Source organism: Acinetobacter sp. ANC 4178 (assembly GCF_004331175.1).
Classification (GTDB): Bacteria; Pseudomonadota; Gammaproteobacteria; order Pseudomonadales; family Moraxellaceae; genus Acinetobacter.
On sequence record NZ_SJOD01000002.1, the window covers coordinates 166,033 to 183,702 of the forward strand.

The following is a 17,670-nucleotide window of genomic DNA, read 5'->3' on the forward strand; positions in this document are numbered from 1 at the left end:
TGTTTGATGAAATCCTCCTCTTTTCTCAAAAGGAGGTTGAATCTTGTTAAATAATTAAATGGTTAAAACTTTTTCGCCACGCGCGATGCCTGACACACCTGAGCGTACAACTTCAAGAATGGTATTCTCTGCTAGAGCATCAATAAAACCATCAATTTTTTCAGTTGTACCCGCGATTTGAATGGTATAGGTCGTTGGGGTGACATCAACGATTTGCGCACGGAAAATGTCCGCAGTTCGTTTAATTTCAGCACGGGCTGAACCAAGTGATTTGACTTTAATCAGCATCAACTCGCGCTCAATGTGCGCACCTTCAGACAGATCAACCACTTTCACCACCTCAACCAATTTGTTGAGTTGTTTGGTGATTTGTTCAATTTTATGGTCATCACCATAAGTCGTTAATGTCAAACGAGATAAGGTCGGATCTTCAGTTGGCGCAACGTTTAAGGTCTCAATGTTATAATTACGTTGAGAAAATAAACCCACCAAACGAGAAAGCGCACCAGCTTCGTTTTCTACAAGGACAGAGATAATATGTCTCATGACGTGCGCTCCCCTTTACCTAACCACATATCTTTCATCGACTGACCCGCAATAAGCATCGGATAAACATGCTCTGTGCGATCCACCATGACATTAATGAATACACATTTATCGTTAATTGCCATCGCTTCAGCAAGCTTAGATTCAAGCTCATCAGCATGGTCAATTTGAATCCCAACGTGACCATACGCTTCCATCAATTTAGGGAAGTCAGGCAGTGAATCCACATAAGAACTAGAATGACGTCCTTCATAGTTCATATCTTGCCACTGCTTCACCATGCCTAAAGCTTGGTTATTCAAGCAAAGGATTTTTACGTTTAGGCCATATTGTTTACAGGTTGAAAGCTCTTGGATACACATCTGAATCGATGCTTCACCCGTAATACATACAACTTGTTGGTCTGGAAAAGCCAATTTCGCTGCCATCGCATAAGGTAAACCCACTCCCATAGTCCCTAGACCACCAGAGTTGATCCATTGACGTGGACGCGTGTATTTATAGTAAAGCGCACCGAACATTTGATGCTGACCAACGTCCGAAGTAATAATTGCTTGGCTATTGGTAATTTTATCTAATGCTTCAACCACCTGTTGCGGCTTCATTGAACCATCAGTTGGTTTGTCGTAATTCAAACTATGTACTTTGCGCCATTCATTGATTTGCGACCACCAAGCTGCAATCACTTCAGGATTTGGCTTAGACACATTCAATTGTTTCAACTGCGCCAGCATTTCCTGAAGAACAGGCTCTACCGCACCCACAATTGGAATATGCGCAATAATGGTTTTTGAAATCGTCGCAGGGTCAATATCAATATGAATGACTTTCGCATTCGGACAAAATTTTGCAGGGTTATTGGTTACGCGGTCATCAAAGCGCGCACCAACACACAAAATCACATCCGCATTGTGCATGGTCATATTGGCTTCATACGTACCATGCATACCCAACATACCGATGAACTGCTCATCATTCCCAGGGAAAGCACCTAAGCCCATTAAAGTATTGGTCACTGGATAGCCCAGTAAATGTGCCAATTCAGTTAATAAAGCAGATGCATTACCTTGAACAACACCACCACCTGTATAAATGACAGGACGTTTTGCATTAATGAGTTCATCAATCGCTTTACGAATTTGACCTGAGTGACCACGATGCGGTGGTTGATAAGAACGCATCTTCACTTTTTCTGGGTATTCGTAAGCAAATTTTTCTGCTGGGTTGGTTGCATCTTTCGGAATATCAACCACAACTGGGCCTGGACGACCAGAAGCTGCGATATAGAATGCTTTTTTGATAATTGCAGGAATTTCACTCGCATGACGCACTTGGAAACTGTGTTTTACGATTGGACGCGAAATACCAACCATGTCTGTTTCTTGGAATGCATCTTCCCCAATTAAATGCGAAGCCACTTGACCAGACAAAATCACCATTGGGATTGAGTCCATATAAGCAGTTGCAATTGGAGTAACGGTGTTGGTTGCACCTGGGCCAGAAGTGACCAGTACTACACCCGTTTTACCCGTAACGCGCGAATAGGCATCTGCCATATGACCAGCAGCTTGCTCATGGCGTACGAGATAATGATTGATTTTGTCTTGTTGAAAAAGCGCATCGTAAATGTGTAAAACTGCGCCGCCTGGGTATCCAAAAACATGTTCAACGCCTTCGTCCGCTAATGCGCGAACAAGCATTTCACCACCAGATAAAAGTTCCAACGTGATTCACCCTAATCTTTTATCACCGCTTGATGGGAGACATCAGCAGTGTTCATTCATTAATTGTCTGCACTGTTATAGCACACATATTTCATAGTTTTCATGGCAATAGGAAAAAAATCCGACCCGTTTGCTGTTTGAGCAATATGGGATCTAAAACATGTTGGGATAAACATATTTTTATTTGCTTTGTTCACCATCTCGGCTAGAGATGACGCCCATTGCATGACGTAACACTTCTTCGAAGGGTGATCGAGAGAAGGTACATAAAACTGAAGACAGCATTTTTCTTGTTTAACTCAGTATTGTCAAGTTGAAAAATCAGCTTTTTTTTGATTATTTACAGACCGTTTATTTTTTAAACAAATCATGATTTTTAGTATACTTAATCAAGCATTCAATAAATTATGTAGAATCTTCACCAAATTTTATCTATCTGTATAATTTTTCGAGATTAAATGTATGCATTTTTAGACGTTTAAACACTGGAATTGCTTGTTCATATGAAAAATCAACCTATACTATTTTGAATACATCCTATTCCGTTCTGGAATCTATAAATTTACTTTTACGACTAATTTACAGACAGAACATCTTCACAGAGAAATAAAGCAGGACAAAATCTTATGTCACTTCCATTTCATTTGATCAGCCGTGTCGCACTCACTTGTACCTTGTTATCTTCCAGTGCATCACTTTGGGCTAAAGATTATTACAAATGGGTTGATGCGAATGGATCAACCCATTACACCGCCACACCTCCCCCGAAAAGTGCACAGAAAAAAGGGAAAATTCAAACTTATGGTTGGAACAATTCCGCACCTACAGCTAGCCGCAACAATAATATTCCTTTAGAAACGCAGCAGAATAACTCGACGATGCCTGTAGATACTGCAACTGCGCCCAAACCTGTACCAAACATGAATGAAAATGATACCAGAGCACCTATTTCAGCTGCGCCAACTCCAAGTGAAGTAAAAGCTGTTCCTGCACCTAGACCAAATGGAAAAAATTACCCAGCTGAATAAAATCAGCTTTTACGAAATAGTTTAATTTTTCTTACGGTTCAGCCTGCGCAAAATTCACATTTAGGTGCATTTTGCGCTATGCTGTGCAGCAAACTTTTAACCGTTGTTCCTATATACGTTTATGACTACTCATATTGACCCTGAATATCAAGCTAGTGCGATTGAACCCACTGTCCAACAAGACTGGGAAAATCGTAAAGTCTTTAAAGTTGCCGACACTGTCGAAGGTCCTCGTCGCTACATTCTGTCGATGTTCCCTTACCCAAGTGGCAAGCTGCATATGGGTCATGTGCGTAACTATACGATTGGTGACGTGATTAGCCGTTTCCATCGTTTAAAAGGTGAAACCGTATTACAGCCTATGGGTTGGGATGCGTTTGGTTTACCTGCTGAAAATGCGGCAATTGCACACCAAGTTGCACCAGCAAAATGGACCTTTGAAAACATCGCTTATATGCGTGACCAATTAAAAAAATTGGGCTTGTCTGTAGACTGGGATCGCGAATTTGCAACCTGCACACCAGAATACTACCACTGGGAACAATGGTTATTTGTTCAACTTTATAAGAAAGGGCTGATCTATCGTAAGCTTTCAACTGTAAACTGGGATCCAGTAGATCAGACTGTTTTAGCCAATGAACAAGTTGAAAATGGTCGTGGTTGGCGCTCAGGTGCATTGGTCGAAAAACGTGATATTCCAATGTACTACTTCCGCATTACCGATTATGCGCAAGAATTATTAGACGATTTAGATACCTTAAAAGATGGTTGGCCACAACAGGTTTTAACCATGCAACGTAACTGGATTGGTCGCTCGCAAGGCATGGAAATCACATTCCCTTCAGCAAATCCAGAACTCTATGCTGATGGTTTGACGGTTTACACTACACGCGCTGACACCTTAATGGGTGTGACCTATGTTGCCGTTGCAGCCGAACATCCAATGGTACTTAAAGCTGCGGAAAATAATGCTGAACTTAAGGCATTTATTGAAGAATGTCGTATGGGCTCAGTTGCAGAAGCTGATTTAGCCACTGCCGAGAAAAAAGGCATGGCAACAGGCCTATTTGTAAAACATCCGGTGACAGGTAAAGAGCTTCCTGTTTGGATTGCAAACTACGTATTAATGTCTTATGGCTCTGGCGCTGTTATGGCTGTACCTGCACATGACGAACGTGATTTTGAATTTGCTAACAAGTTTAATTTATCAATCAAGCAAGTGATTGATGCCAAAGGCGCTGACGATGCAGACTACTCTGCAACTGAGTGGCAAGAATGGTACGGTTCTAAAGAAGGTAAACTGGTTAATTCTGGCGAATTCGATGGCTTAGAATTCCAAGCTGCATTTGATGCGTTCCTTGCAAAATTAGAACCACAAGCATTAGCAAACTCTAAGGTTCAATTCCGTTTACGTGACTGGGGTGTTTCTCGTCAGCGTTACTGGGGTTGTCCAATTCCAATGATCAACTGTGACACTTGTGGTCAAGTGACTGTCCCAGAAGATCAATTGCCTGTGGTATTACCAACAGATGTGGTTCCAGATGGTTCTGGTAACCCGCTGAACAAAATGCCTGAATTCTATGAAACGACTTGTCCTTGCTGTGGCGCTGATGCTCGTCGTGAAACAGACACACTCGACACATTCGTAGAATCTTCTTGGTACTACGCTCGTTATGCATCTCCAGACTTTACGGGTGGTTTAGTTAAACCAGAAGCAGCTCAATCTTGGTTGCCTGTAAATCAGTACATTGGTGGTGTTGAACACGCGATTCTGCACTTACTTTATGCACGTTTCTTCCACAAGTTGATGCGTGATGAAGGCGTGGTACAAGGTAATGAACCATTTACTAACTTGTTAACCCAAGGCATGGTTTTGGCAGATACCTTCTATCGTGAAGCTGCGAATGGCAAAAAAACATGGTTTAACCCTGCCGACATCGAATTAGAGCGCGACGAAAAAGGTCGTATTCTTTCGGCTAAATATTCAGGTGATGGTGAAGAAGTTGTCATCGGCGGACAAGAAAAAATGTCTAAGTCGAAAAACAACGGGATTGACCCACAAGCGATTATTGATCAATATGGCGCAGATACGGCACGTGTATTCATGATGTTCGCAGCTCCACCAGATCAATCTTTAGAATGGTCGGATGCAGGTGTTGAAGGTGCAAACCGTTTCTTGAAACGTGTATGGCGTTTGGTAACTGGTTTCCTAGAAAAAGGCAATCAAGCTGCTGCTATTGATACCGCAACGCTTTCTAAAGATGCGCAAGACTTGCGTCGTAAAACGCATGAAACCATTCAAAAAGTGGGTGATGACATCGAACGTCGTCATGCATTCAACACCGCTATTGCTGCATTAATGGAATTATTAAATGCCAGCAATAAGTTCGAAGCGAAAGATGATAATGATGTTGCCGTTGCACGCGAGGCCATCATTACCTTGCTGACTTTACTTGCGCCATTTGCCCCACATTTAAGTCAAACTTTATTGACTCAGTTTGGCATTGAATTGACGCAAAGCTTGTTCCCTGTTGTAGATGAATCTGCATTGACACGGAATACGCAAACTATTGTGGTGCAAATCAATGGTAAATTGCGTGGCAAATTAGAAGTGTCTGTGGATACATCAAAAGATGAATTATTGGCATTGGCAAAAGCCTTGCCAGAAGTACAACAATTCTTGACAGGTCCAACCAAAAAAGAAATTGTGGTACCAAATAAACTAGTGAATTTGGTGGTTTAAAGCCTTAAAGCCTCCCTTTTATAAAGGGAGGTTTGGAGGGATTTTATTAGAAAATCTCCCCTAACCCCTCTTTCAAAAAGAGGGGGAAACGGAAAGGAATAAACAAAACCCAAACAAAGCCCGTTGCTAGTCAACGGGCTTTGCACATACAATCATGACATATTATTTTTCTTTTTCTTAAAAAGAGTAAACAGAGGAAAACCCATGCATTTAGGCAAACGTTTCGCAACTCTTATTCTCACTTGCGGTCTAGGTGTAGGTTTGGTGGGCTGTGGTTTTCATTTGAAAGGAACTCAACCTTCTGCGAATCCAGTGGCGTATGCACAGATGAGTTTATCTCTGCCTAAAGATACAGAAGAATTAGAAGAAAAATTATCCATTTATTTAGGTGCTGCCAATGTTCAACTCAGTAACAGCCCGAATGCTTACCACTTACATGTGTATAGTTATACGCCCGTTCGCCAAGAGCTGCGCGGCAAACTGATCGAAACGCTCCTACGTTTGAATGTGACTTTCCGTATTGAAGATGCGCAAGGTAATCCTGTAACTGAAATGCGTACCGTCACAGCATCACGTAGCTACCAATATAATTTGGCAACGGTCAACACCGATGACCAAGAAGAAAAATTCTTAAAAGATGTTTTGGTCGATGACGTTGCACAACAAATTGTGCGCCAAATTTCATCAAACCGTTTACCTAAAGTTATTCCTACAACAACTCAACCTTAATCGTTATGAAACTCGACTATTTGCAGGCCCTTAAACGCATTCCTGAGGCACGTGGTGCATGGGTGCTGCATGGTCAAGAACCCCTCCTCGAACAGAATCTACTCGATGCTTTTCGTAAAAGCTGGCAAGAACAAAATATTGAACGTCAACGCTATGACATATCGAATGTGAGCGATTGGAAAACCGTCTTCAATGCCTTGAACAGTTTGTCGTTATTTTCGACACAACTCGCGATTGAAGTACATGGCAACATCAAACCCGATGCCAATGGCATTAAATTACTGACCCAATATCTACAACACAATGAACAAAACTTGTTGTTGATTGTGATGCCAAAGCAGGACAGCAGCAATTTAAAATCTGGCTTCTTTAAAGTCATTGATGCCAATGGGGTGAATGTCACTTTGACTGCCCATTACCCACAAGATCGACAACGGATTTTGGCAGTTGAAGCAGAAAAACTCGGTATTCAATTGGCCAACAATGCATGGCAATGGCTGGAACAACATCACGAGCATAATTTACTCGCGGCAAAGAACAGCCTAATGCGGGTACGAGATACTTTTCCTGATTTGGCACAAATTGGTATCGAACAACTGTTTGCCTGCCTACAAGACCAATCACGTTATAGCACCTTTGATTTAAGTGATGCTTTGCTCGAGGGTAACTTTGCCCAAGCCGTAAAAATTTACCAATATCTGTTGGCTTCGGGTGAACCGATGAGCTTATTGCTGTGGAGCATTAGCAAAGAGATGCGCCTTTTGATGCAGCTTTTTGAACAACCACAAAATGCACTACAGCTCGGGATTTGGAAAACCAAAGTGAGTCTTTATCAACAAGCCTTACGCCGACTAAATCCGAAACAGTTTCTCACTTGGCCCACACTTTTATTAAGAATAGATGCATCAATTAAAGGTTTAGGTCAGGAAAATCCTGAACAACTGATTCTACAAGCGATTGCGATGCTCTGCGGAAGGCAGTTGTTTCACTCACCTGGCTATTTTTAGCAGACCGATCTGTAGACAATGACGTCAGAAAATTAGAATGTTGTGCAGCCTATGGATGAGATGTTGGCGAATTTTGACTTAAAACTTACAAAAGAATAATTATCATTTACAAATTGATAAAAAATCCACGATTTATCCGCATTTCACTTTTATACTATGCATGATTATTTTTTACTCCCTGACTCCTATGCCAAAAATAAAATCTTTTAAAATTATTATTGCACTGCTCTGTGCCGCTTTACTCGCGTATTTGGCTTGGAATTACTTCAAACCCAAACAGGAACAACCCCAATATATTACCGAAAGCGTCACACGTGGAGATCTTGAAAATACCGTACTCGCCACAGGAACTTTAGACGCCACTAAACTGGTGAGTGTCGGTGCGCAGGTGTCAGGTCAAGTTCAAAAAATGTATGTACAGTTAGGCGACGAAGTCAAACAAGGGCAGTTAATCGCGCAAATTGATTCCACCACACAAGAAAATAGTTTTAAAACGGCTGAAGCCAATATTAAAAATCTTGAAGCTCAACGCTTACAGCAAGAAGCCAATCTGAATGAGACACAACTGGCGTATAAGCGTCAACAACAAATGTTTGCACAGGATGCAACCTCAAAAGCAGAACTCGAATCTGCAGAAGCAAGTTTTAAAACTGCACAAGCACAAATTAAGGCCATCGATGCACAGATTGAATCTGCAAAAGTGACCAAATCCACGGCGCAAACCAATATCGGTTATACCCGTATTGTGGCGCCGACTGATGGCACAGTGGTTGCGATTGTGACCGAAGAAGGTCAAACGGTGAATGCGAATCAAAGTGCACCGACCATTGTTAAAATTGCCAAATTACAAAATATGACCATTAAAGCGCAGGTCAGTGAAGCGGACATTATGAAAGTCGAAAAAGGACAACAAGTCTATTTCACGACTTTGGGTGATGACAGCAAACGTTATGCCACTCTACGTCAGATTGAACCTGCACCCGATTCAATTAGTAGCGATAGTAGTACCAGCACTTCAAGTTCATCAAGTACCGCAATCTATTACAACGCTTTATTTGATGTACCCAATAATGATGGCAAGCTACGTATTGATATGACGGCTCAAGTGTATATCGTGCTTGATTCTGCAAAAAATGCCTTATTGGTTCCCTCTTCGGCCATTTCGACTCGCCCTGTAAACAATAAGCAAAATAGTGCGACCAAAACGCAAGCTGCCTCGAGTGCTCAAGCCAAATCAGAGACAGATCATCCACAAGGCCCACGTCTTGAACGTCTTAATTTAAATGCGGCACAGCAACAATTGGTCAAAGAAGGTAAGGCCACCGTCAGCGTAGTTCGTGTATTACAAGCCGATGGTTCTGCTCAGCCTAAACAAGTTCTGATTGGGATTAATAACCGTGTGAATGCACAAGTTCTGGCAGGTCTAAAAGAAAATGATCAAGTGGTGATAGCAGACAGTTCAGATACCTCTGCGGCCTCTGCCAATAGCAGCAATAAACGTCGTAATGGTCCACCAATGGGAATGTAAGCATGACAAAAAAAGCCTTGCTTGAAGTCAGCAATTTGGTCCGAGAATTTCCTGCTGGTGAAAGTACTGTTCAAATTCTCAAAGGGATTGATCTGACCATTTACGAAGGCGAACTGGTTGCAATTGTCGGTCAATCAGGTTCGGGTAAATCCACCTTAATGAATATTCTCGGCTGTCTGGATCGTCCTACCTCAGGTAGCTATTTGGTCAAAGGCAGAGAGACTGGACAACTCGCACCCGATCAACTGGCTGAATTACGTCGTGAATATTTTGGCTTCATTTTCCAACGTTACCATTTACTAGGCGATTTAACTGCTGAAGGCAATGTTGAAGTTCCTGCCATTTATGCAGGCACCACCCCCTATGCCCGTAAGCAACGAGCAACCGCCTTGCTCACGGAACTCGGACTGGGCAATAAAACCCAAAACCGTCCGAGTCAACTCTCAGGGGGACAGCAACAGCGAGTGTCTATTGCGCGTGCGCTGATGAATGGTGGCGATGTCATTCTTGCCGATGAACCGACAGGTGCTTTGGACTCACACAGCGGCGTGGAAGTGATGCGGATTTTGCGTGAGCTGAATGCCGCAGGTCATACCATTATTTTGGTGACCCACGATATGCAAGTGGCGAAAAATGCCTCGCGGATTATTGAAATCAGCGATGGTCAAATTATTGCAGATCGTGTCAATCAACCAGAACATGACACTGAACTACATACTGACCCTGATGCAGAAACGGCGATTTCTGCCCAGCAAGAAAAAAATAAAAGTGTTTCTGCATGGCGTTCTCTACTCGACCGTTTAGGTGAAGCCTTCCGTATGGCGATCTTGTCCATGAATGCCCATCGTATGCGCACCTTTTTGACCATGCTCGGGATTATTATTGGGATTGCATCGGTGGTAACTGTAGTCGCATTAGGCAATGGTTCTCAGAAGCAGATCCTGAGTAATATTAGTAGTCTAGGCACCAATACCATTACCGTGTTCCAAGGTCGTGGTTTTGGTGACAACTCCAAAACGGCAAACTTTAAAACACTGGTTCCTGCTGATGCTGAAGCGCTCGCCACCCAGCCGTATGTCAGTGCCGTCAGTCCCATGGTGAGTTCATCGAAAACCATTCGCTATCAACAAAACGAAGCCAATGCCACCATCAATGGTGTTGGCGGAGATTATTTCACCGTTAAAGGGCTTACTTTTAAAAATGGGCAAACCTTTGATCAACGCAGTGTCCGTGACCGTACTCAAGATATCGTGATTGATAGCAATACCCAAAAGCAATTTTTTAGTGATGGTACCAATCCGATTGGACAAGTGATCTTACTTGGCAGTGTCCCCGGGCGAATTATCGGGGTCGTAGAACCACAAACCAGTGCGATGGGTTCCGATGATACCCTAAACGTATATATGCCTTACACCACGGTCATGAGCCGTATGCTGGGTCAGAGCAATGTACGGAATATTATTGTGCAAATTAATGACAAATACTCCACTAGCGCGGCTGAAAATGCGATTGTGAACCTATTAACACTGCGTCATGGTCAACAAGATGTCTTTACCATGAACAGTGACAGTATTCGTCAAACCATTGAAAAAACCACCAGTACCATGACCTTATTGGTCTCTGCTATTGCCGTGATTTCATTGGTGGTTGGCGGAATTGGGGTCATGAATATTATGTTGGTTTCGGTGACCGAACGAACCCAAGAGATTGGCGTACGAATGGCAGTGGGTGCACGTCAAAGTGACATTTTACAACAGTTTTTAATTGAAGCCATTTTGGTCTGCCTGATTGGCGGAGTTTTAGGTGTGTTGCTGTCCCTTGGTCTAGGACAAATCATTCAAAAATTTGCAGGTGGTAATTTTGGGGTTGCCTATTCAACCACTTCGATTATTGCCGCATTTGTATGCTCGACGTTAATTGGTGTGGTGTTTGGTTTCTTACCTGCAAAAAATGCAGCCAAACTCGACCCAGTAGCAGCACTTGCTAGAGAATAAGGACAAATTATGCAGTTTTCATTTACACGTCTGTGTACGGCAATGCTACTCGGTAGTACTTTAGTGGGTTGTGCGGCTGTAGTTAAAACACCTTATCAAGCACCCAGTGTGCAAACACCTGCTCAGTTCCAATATGCTCACACGACTGTACAACAACGACAGCAAGCCATTTATGCTGATCAATGGTGGACCTTATTTGGTGATGCGCAACTGAACCAATTAATTGATGAGGTCTTAGCTAAAAATACCGACTTGGCCGTTGCAGGCATCACCTTAAAGCAAGCACGTTTACAAGCAGCGCTCACAGAGAATCAGCAAAAGCCACGTGTTAACTCTACTGTTTCCACAGGTCATACTTTCGATTTAAATTCAGGCGATGACAGCTCCAAAGGGCTATCTTTAGGTGCAGGGTTGAGTTATGAATTAGATTTATTTGGCAAATTGGCACGTCAAACCGAAGCGAAAAAATGGGAAGCACTAGCAACTGAACAGGATTTGCAAGCCACAGCACAAAGCCTGATTGGCACCACAGCCAAACTGTATTGGCAATTGGCTTATTATCATGAAAGCCTCAGCACCGCACAGCAAAGTCTTGCCACCTCACAAAAACTCTATGACTTGGTTAAAGTTCAGTATCAAGCAGGTTCTGTTTCTGGCTTAGAACTGACTCAAGCTGAACAATCAGTACAAAGTCAGAAAGCCAGTCTCAGCCAAATTCAGCAAAGCTTAGTCGAAACACGTACTACGCTTGCGGTACTGCTGCATATGCCTATCCAGCAGTTGAATATTCAAGAACCACAACGTTTGCCACAACTGGCTTTACCGAGTATTGCAGCAGGCTTACCCGCAGATATCCTGTCACGTCGTCCAGACTTAAAAGCGGCTGAGCTGCGTTTACGTGAGAGTTTAGCCACTAAAGATGCCACTACGGCGAGTTATTATCCTTCCATCAGCTTAACTGGAAATTTAGGCAGCAGTAGTACCTCTTTAACGCAACTTTTGCGTAATCCTGCCCTGACTTTAGGTGCCAGTTTAAGCCTGCCATTTTTGCAATATAACGATATGAAAAAAGATATTGCGATTAGCCAATTAGACTATGAAAAAGCCATCGTGCAATATCGTCAGAGCTTATATCAGGCCTTTGGCGATGTTGAAAATGCCTTGTCTGCACGTAGTGAGTTGGATCAGCAAGTCAAGCTACAACAACGTAATCTCGAACTGGCTGAAAAAGCAGAGCGCTTAACCGATGTACGTTATCATTATGGTGCAGTCGCCTTAAAGAATTTGCTGGATCAACAAGAAACTACGCGTAGTGCACGTTTGACTTTGGTTAATACCAAACAAAGTCAATACAACGCCTATGTCACGCTGATGCAAGCTTTAGGGGGTAGTCCCATTCAGCAATTGCCGAACTAAGTATTAAAAACAAAAGACAAAAAAACGGCACTTAAAGTGCCGTTTTTTTGTCGCCAAAGCGATTAGTCATCACCCATCATATCAGGGCTCATACCGACCGTATTGAAACCTGCATCTACATACATGATTTCACCGGTAATCCCGTTTGCCCAAGGTGAGCAAAGGAACAATGCAGCATTACCGACATCTTCAATGGTTACATTGCGTTTAAGCGGTGAAATTTTTTCATTCGCGTCTAACATCTTACGGAATGATTTAATGCCTGAAGCCGCTAAAGTACGGATTGGACCCGCTGAAATTGCGTTAACGCGAATACCTTCAGCACCCAAGCTAGACGCCAAGTAGCGTACGCCTGCTTCTAGAGACGCTTTTGCCATACCCATCACGTTGTAGTTCGGCATCACACGCTCAGAACCTTGGTAAGTCAAAGTCAATAGACAACCTTGACGCGCCAATAACAATGGTTTTGCTGCACGCGCCATTGCAATAAAGCTATACGCACTGATGTCATGCGCAACACGGAAACCTTCACGATCTGTAACATCAGTAAAGTCACCATCTAAAGTATGCGCTGGCGCAAAACCGATAGAGTGAACTACACCATCTAGACCATCCCAGTGTTTTGCCAATTCAACGAATGCTTGGTCAATTTCTGCATCCACAGCAACATCACAAGGAAACACCAATGTTGAGCCAAATTGCGCTGCAAATTCATCAACACGTTTTTTGAGTTTCTCATTCGGATAGGTAAATGCCAATTCCGCACCTTCACGATGCAATGCTTGAGCAATACCAAATGCAATCGACAACTTACTTGCAATGCCCGCAATCAGAAAGCGTTTTCCCGCTAGTAGTCCTTGTGACATGTGAATCTCACTTAAAATAATTTAGGATGAATAATGCCAAGTCTGGCATCAGAACAAAATTGCAAAATGCGCCTTTTTTCAGTAAATCACAGATTCATAACAATTCACCCTGCCAAAGCAGGGTGAATTGTTATGAACTGAAAGATGATTTAACAGAATAATCAATCATCGCCTTGAATCAGGCTTAATAAACGCATGAATGAGTAATACATCCACACCAAAGTGGCCAATAGCGCAATCGCAGATAACCACTCCATAGACTTCGGAGCGTGTTGGGCCGCACTGCTTTCAATCAGATCAAAATCCAGAATTAGGTTTAAAGATGCAATCACCGCCACAAAAGCGGCAAAACCAATGCCTAACCAATTGCTTTCAAAAATATACGGCACACTTGAACCAAACGCTAAACGCATGATCAGTTGCACCACAAACACAATTGCAATGGCAATGCTGGCAGAAAGAACAACCGATTTAAATTTTTCTGTGGCACGCACAATTTGTAAACGATACAAAGTAAACATCACCAACGTTGTCACAAAAGTCGCCAATAATGCCTGCAATGGTACGCCTGGAAATTTCAATTGGAAAATAACCGAAACGCCACCTAAAAAAGCACCTTCAAAAAATGCATAGGGAATGGCAAGTATTCTCGCTGTATTGGGTTTAAATGTAGTGATGAGCGCCAAAATAAATCCACCAATGGCACCCACGATGGCAGCACTATAGGCGATAGAAATATTTAAGGTCATAAAGCTATAGAAGAAAATGCCTAAACCCAGTACCGCGGCAATTAAAGTCAACAATACAGACTTTTGAATCGCACCTTGAACGGTCATCGGTTGGCTATAATCTGCGTAAACTTCGACGCGATTGAGTATTGGATTATTACTTTGCATATTTAAACTCTTTTTTATAATTTAAAATGAATAAAAACAAAAATTTGTACTTTACTTTAGATCAACTTAAAGCCGTACACCCTCTAGCTTAATGTAGAAAATATAACCTAAAAATATGACAGACTAAAATAAAAATGGGGTTTAACACCCCATTTTCAGCCAATATTGATTTAGTCTTTATTCATGATAAAGAAGTATTCACGGTAATATTTTAGTTCTGCAATCGAATCACGAATATCATCCATGGCCAAATGAGAGGCATTTTTCTTGAGCCCACTCATAATTTCTGGGCGCCAACGCTTTGCCAACTCTTTCACTGAAGATACATCCAAGTTACGGTAATGGAAGTATTGTTCCATTTCAGGCATTAAACGATGTAAAAAACGGCGGTCCTGACAGATGGAGTTACCACACATCGGTGAACTCTTTGGATTGACCCATTTTTTTAAGAATTCAATGGTTTGTTGCTCAGCATCTCGTGCCGTCAATTTACTACGACGCACGCGTTCAATCAGACCTGACTGGCCATGTTGACGGGTATTCCACTCATCCATTGCATTCAGGATTAAATCCGATTGATGCACAGCCAATACTGGACCTTCCGCCAAAATATTCAAATGATCATCAGTCACAATCGTTGCAACTTCAATAATTTGGTCGTTATCGGTATCTAGACCTGTCATTTCAAGGTCAATCCAGATGAGGCGAGTATCAGGCGTGCTGCTCATAAATGTGCAATCTTATTGGCTGTAAAAACATTTATAGTAGCAAATTAATACCCTGAATGCTGTAATTCATCCCCCGCTTCATGCTATTTTTGCCATCTTGAATTCATGGTTTTTTAGGATATGAATGGCTTTAATTCGTAAACGTCGCTTAACTGAACAGCAGCAGCGTCGTATTCAGAAACAGCAGCAAACACGTCAAGAAGAAATTGACACGTCAAATGATCTGGAAGGGTTAGTGGTTCAACACTACGGACGTCAGCTTGAGGTGCAAGCCCTGTCGGTGCCAGACATGCATCCTGAAAAACCACATGTACAAGATGGTGAACCTGAACCTTTTTGGAAACCGATTGAATTGGGCAGTATTTGGCGTTGTCATACACGGACCAATCTTGAATTACTGGTCACGGGCGATCGAGTTAAATGGCAAGCCGACCCGAATACGGGTTTAGGTATTATTACGGCTATCCATCCGCGTCGTTCTCTGCTGACTCGTCCTGACCGTTATCATAAAGTGAAGCCTGTAGCAGCCAATATCAGTTTGATTGTGATTGTGTTTTCACCTTTACCAGAACCTGCACCTACGTTAATTGACCGCTATTTGGTGGCGTGTGCCGATGCGGATATTCCAGCCTTACTGGTACTGAATAAGATTGATTTACTCAAAGAAAATGATCCGATTCTGGACATGCTCAAAGAATATCAAGATCTGGGCTATGAAGTGCTGCAATGCCAATCTACAGGTGATCTCAGTGCTTTAGCACAACGCCTTGAAGGTGAAACGGTGGCTTTTGTGGGACAGTCTGGCGTGGGTAAAAGCTCATTAATTAATACCATGGTTCCGAATGCTGCACAAAAGACCAATATTATTTCTGAAAACTCAGCTTTAGGTCAGCACACCACCACATCAACGCGTTTAATTCCTTTTGGTCAGGGTGCATCACTGATTGATTCGCCTGGAATTCGTGAATTTGGTTTATGGCATCTGACCACTGAAAAAGTGCAACAAGGCTTCCCTGAGATTCAAAATCAATTGGGCTATTGTCAGTTCCGTAACTGTACTCATAAACATGAAAAACAGTGTGCACTGCGTTTAGCCGCCAGCAATGGTGAAATTTTACCTCGTCGTTTAGACAGTTTTTTACGTTTAATGGATGAAATTGCTGAAGCCCAGCAAAAAAATTAGACTTTCTGTCTGTCCTCCCCTTGAAGCGGTGATTTTGATCACCATATTTATGAGCTATACTCTAGGCAATTTTGAATTGTAATTAGGTGATTTGTGGAACGTTGGTTGGAATTTATGGGGAATCACCCCTTTTTATTTGGAACACTTGGGGCATTAGTGGTGTTGTTCTTCGTTTTAGAAGGTCAACGCAACGGTCGCAAAATCTCTCCACAATCTCTCGGTATTTTAGTGAAAGCAAAAAATGCCATGTTGATTGATTTACGTGATGCAAAAGACTTCCGTGAAGGTCACATCAGTGGCAGCCGTAACATTCCCTACAGCCAAATTGCAAGCCATGTCGAAGAGTTAAAATCTGCGGAACGTCCATTGGTGTTTATTTGCAACCTTGGTCAAGTCGCAGGTACCGCTTTGCAACAAGTTGGTCATGCAGATAGCTATCGTTTAGATGGTGGTATTAGCAACTGGAAAGCGCAAGGCTTACCTTTGGTAAAAGCGAAATAATTGCTTAAGGAGACTCTAATGGCTGAAGTAACGATCTATTCTACAACTGTATGTCCTTACTGCGTTCGTGCGAAACAACTTCTTGAGCGTAAAGGCGTTGAATATAAAGAAATTAATTTATCCAATGAAGCGCCTGAAGTACGTGTAGAACTCATGCAACGCACGAACCACCGTACTGTTCCACAAATTTTTATTGGTGAGCAATTTATTGGTGGGTTTGACCAGCTTTATGCTTTAGAGCGTGATGGTAAACTTGACGGATTATTGGCTTAACCATAAAGCATAGTTCAAATTTATATTAAGGATTTAAGAATGAGCGAAGAACAACAAGTTCAACCACAATTGGCACTCGAACGTATTTATACCAAAGACATTTCTTTCGAAGTTCCTGGCGCACAAGTCTTCACTAAAGAATGGCAGCCTGAACTGAATATCAACCTTTCTTCTTCTGCAGAAAAGATTGATCCAACCCATTTCGAAGTGTCTTTAAAAGTTGTTGTTCAAGCAAATAATGCGGGTGAGACTGCATTTATTGTTGATGTAACTCAAGCAGGTATCTTCCTGATTGATGCAGTTGAAGAAGAACGCCTTCCATATATTTTAGGTGCATACTGCCCGAACATTTTGTTCCCATTCTTGCGTGAAGCGGTAAATGATATGGTTACCAAAGGCAGCTTCCCTCAATTATTGTTAACACCAATCAACTTTGATGCTGAATTCGAAGCAAATATGCAACGCGCTCAAACAGCGATGGCTGAAGGTCAAGCATAATCCCAGACTT

At 42.3% G+C, this 17,670-nt stretch carries 16 protein-coding genes; 11 read left to right on the top strand and 5 right to left on the bottom strand.

Going from position 1 to position 17,670, the window contains the following annotated elements; all coding sequences use genetic code 11:
* Positions 1-54: 54 nt before the first annotated feature.
* Together ilvN and E0H87_RS05080 are read right to left on the bottom strand one after the other, a co-directional pair.
* Positions 55-546 (bottom strand): acetolactate synthase small subunit, encoded by a 492-nt coding sequence (ilvN, locus tag E0H87_RS05075; RefSeq protein ID WP_116760478.1) that lies wholly within the window; start codon positions 544-546, stop codon positions 55-57.
* The gene (locus tag E0H87_RS05080; protein ID WP_131322619.1) at positions 543-2,270 is read right to left on the bottom strand and encodes an acetolactate synthase 3 large subunit; all 1,728 of its coding nucleotides are present in this window, start codon (positions 2,268-2,270) and stop codon (positions 543-545) included. Before E0H87_RS05080 ends, ilvN begins: the two co-directional genes overlap by 4 nt.
* Before the next feature lie 626 nt (positions 2,271-2,896).
* Here E0H87_RS05080 and E0H87_RS05085 point away from each other — a divergent pair.
* The 7 genes from E0H87_RS05085 to E0H87_RS05115 all read left to right on the top strand — a co-directional run bounded on the left by E0H87_RS05085 (position 2,897) and on the right by E0H87_RS05115 (position 12,715).
* The gene (locus E0H87_RS05085) at positions 2,897-3,298 is read left to right on the top strand and encodes a DUF4124 domain-containing protein (RefSeq protein WP_131322620.1); all 402 of its coding nucleotides are present in this window, start codon (positions 2,897-2,899) and stop codon (positions 3,296-3,298) included.
* Between the two features lie 121 nt (positions 3,299-3,419).
* Positions 3,420-6,041 (top strand): leucine--tRNA ligase, encoded by a 2,622-nt coding sequence (gene leuS / locus E0H87_RS05090; protein ID WP_131322621.1) that lies wholly within the window; start codon positions 3,420-3,422, stop codon positions 6,039-6,041.
* Between the two features lie 204 nt (positions 6,042-6,245).
* On the top strand, positions 6,246-6,770 hold the full coding sequence (lptE, locus tag E0H87_RS05095) for an LPS assembly lipoprotein LptE (protein ID WP_131322622.1): 525 nt from the start codon (positions 6,246-6,248) through the stop codon (positions 6,768-6,770).
* Positions 6,771-6,775: 5 nt separating this feature from the next.
* A complete protein-coding gene (gene holA, locus E0H87_RS05100; protein WP_131322623.1) occupies positions 6,776-7,777 on the top strand; it encodes a DNA polymerase III subunit delta in 1,002 nt (333 codons plus the stop codon).
* A gap of 187 nt (positions 7,778-7,964) precedes the next feature.
* Positions 7,965-9,305, top strand: a complete 1,341-nt coding sequence (locus E0H87_RS05105) for a MacA family efflux pump subunit (RefSeq protein ID WP_131322624.1) — start codon at positions 7,965-7,967, stop codon at positions 9,303-9,305.
* A 2-nt stretch (positions 9,306-9,307) separates the two neighbouring features.
* A complete protein-coding gene (locus E0H87_RS05110) occupies positions 9,308-11,299 on the top strand; it encodes a MacB family efflux pump subunit (RefSeq protein WP_131322625.1) in 1,992 nt (663 codons plus the stop codon).
* 9 nt (positions 11,300-11,308) lie between these two features.
* Positions 11,309-12,715: an efflux transporter outer membrane subunit gene (locus tag E0H87_RS05115; RefSeq protein WP_131322626.1), complete on the top strand. Its 1,407-nt coding sequence runs from the start codon at positions 11,309-11,311 to the stop codon at positions 12,713-12,715.
* 62 nt (positions 12,716-12,777) lie between these two features.
* Here E0H87_RS05115 and E0H87_RS05120 read toward each other — a convergent pair whose 3' ends face one another.
* The 3 genes from E0H87_RS05120 to orn form a co-directional block, all read right to left on the bottom strand.
* Positions 12,778-13,581: an enoyl-ACP reductase gene (locus E0H87_RS05120; protein WP_016166229.1), complete on the bottom strand. Its 804-nt coding sequence runs from the start codon at positions 13,579-13,581 to the stop codon at positions 12,778-12,780.
* Between the two features lie 161 nt (positions 13,582-13,742).
* Positions 13,743-14,477, bottom strand: a complete 735-nt coding sequence (locus E0H87_RS05125) for a Bax inhibitor-1/YccA family membrane protein (protein WP_131322627.1) — start codon at positions 14,475-14,477, stop codon at positions 13,743-13,745.
* 170 nt (positions 14,478-14,647) lie between these two features.
* Positions 14,648-15,205 carry an oligoribonuclease gene (orn, locus tag E0H87_RS05130; protein WP_116760500.1) on the bottom strand — a complete coding sequence of 186 codons (558 nt, stop codon included), beginning with the start codon at positions 15,203-15,205 and terminating at the stop codon, positions 14,648-14,650.
* A 124-nt stretch (positions 15,206-15,329) separates the two neighbouring features.
* Between orn and rsgA the strand changes: the two genes are divergently transcribed.
* The 4 genes from rsgA to secB all read left to right on the top strand — a co-directional run bounded on the left by rsgA (position 15,330) and on the right by secB (position 17,660).
* Positions 15,330-16,388 carry a small ribosomal subunit biogenesis GTPase RsgA gene (gene rsgA, locus E0H87_RS05135; RefSeq protein WP_131322628.1) on the top strand — a complete coding sequence of 353 codons (1,059 nt, stop codon included), beginning with the start codon at positions 15,330-15,332 and terminating at the stop codon, positions 16,386-16,388.
* Between the two features lie 93 nt (positions 16,389-16,481).
* On the top strand, positions 16,482-16,889 hold the full coding sequence (locus tag E0H87_RS05140; protein WP_131322629.1) for a rhodanese-like domain-containing protein: 408 nt from the start codon (positions 16,482-16,484) through the stop codon (positions 16,887-16,889).
* Positions 16,890-16,907: 18 nt separating this feature from the next.
* Complete coding sequence (grxC, locus tag E0H87_RS05145; protein ID WP_131322630.1) at positions 16,908-17,162, top strand: glutaredoxin 3; 255 nt, start codon at positions 16,908-16,910, stop codon at positions 17,160-17,162.
* Between the two features lie 39 nt (positions 17,163-17,201).
* Complete coding sequence (gene secB / locus E0H87_RS05150) at positions 17,202-17,660, top strand: protein-export chaperone SecB (protein ID WP_116760505.1); 459 nt, start codon at positions 17,202-17,204, stop codon at positions 17,658-17,660.
* Positions 17,661-17,670 lie beyond the last annotated feature (10 nt).

What these genes read in the sequence shown, in the direction of transcription:
- ilvN (WP_116760478.1), bottom strand. Translation starts at nt 546, where the DNA reads ATGAGACATATTATCTCTGTCCTTGTAGAAAACGAAGCTGGTGCGCTT.
- E0H87_RS05085 (WP_131322620.1), top strand. Translation starts at nt 2,897, where the DNA reads ATGTCACTTCCATTTCATTTGATCAGCCGTGTCGCACTCACTTGTACC.
- leuS (WP_131322621.1), top strand. Translation starts at nt 3,420, where the DNA reads ATGACTACTCATATTGACCCTGAATATCAAGCTAGTGCGATTGAACCC.
- lptE (WP_131322622.1), top strand. Translation starts at nt 6,246, where the DNA reads ATGCATTTAGGCAAACGTTTCGCAACTCTTATTCTCACTTGCGGTCTA.
- holA (WP_131322623.1), top strand. Translation starts at nt 6,776, where the DNA reads ATGAAACTCGACTATTTGCAGGCCCTTAAACGCATTCCTGAGGCACGT.
- E0H87_RS05105 (WP_131322624.1), top strand. Translation starts at nt 7,965, where the DNA reads ATGCCAAAAATAAAATCTTTTAAAATTATTATTGCACTGCTCTGTGCC.
- E0H87_RS05110 (WP_131322625.1), top strand. Translation starts at nt 9,308, where the DNA reads ATGACAAAAAAAGCCTTGCTTGAAGTCAGCAATTTGGTCCGAGAATTT.
- E0H87_RS05115 (WP_131322626.1), top strand. Translation starts at nt 11,309, where the DNA reads ATGCAGTTTTCATTTACACGTCTGTGTACGGCAATGCTACTCGGTAGT.
- E0H87_RS05120 (WP_016166229.1), bottom strand. Translation starts at nt 13,581, where the DNA reads ATGTCACAAGGACTACTAGCGGGAAAACGCTTTCTGATTGCGGGCATT.
- E0H87_RS05125 (WP_131322627.1), bottom strand. Translation starts at nt 14,477, where the DNA reads ATGCAAAGTAATAATCCAATACTCAATCGCGTCGAAGTTTACGCAGAT.
- orn (WP_116760500.1), bottom strand. Translation starts at nt 15,205, where the DNA reads ATGAGCAGCACGCCTGATACTCGCCTCATCTGGATTGACCTTGAAATG.
- rsgA (WP_131322628.1), top strand. Translation starts at nt 15,330, where the DNA reads ATGGCTTTAATTCGTAAACGTCGCTTAACTGAACAGCAGCAGCGTCGT.
- grxC (WP_131322630.1), top strand. Translation starts at nt 16,908, where the DNA reads ATGGCTGAAGTAACGATCTATTCTACAACTGTATGTCCTTACTGCGTT.
- secB (WP_116760505.1), top strand. Translation starts at nt 17,202, where the DNA reads ATGAGCGAAGAACAACAAGTTCAACCACAATTGGCACTCGAACGTATT.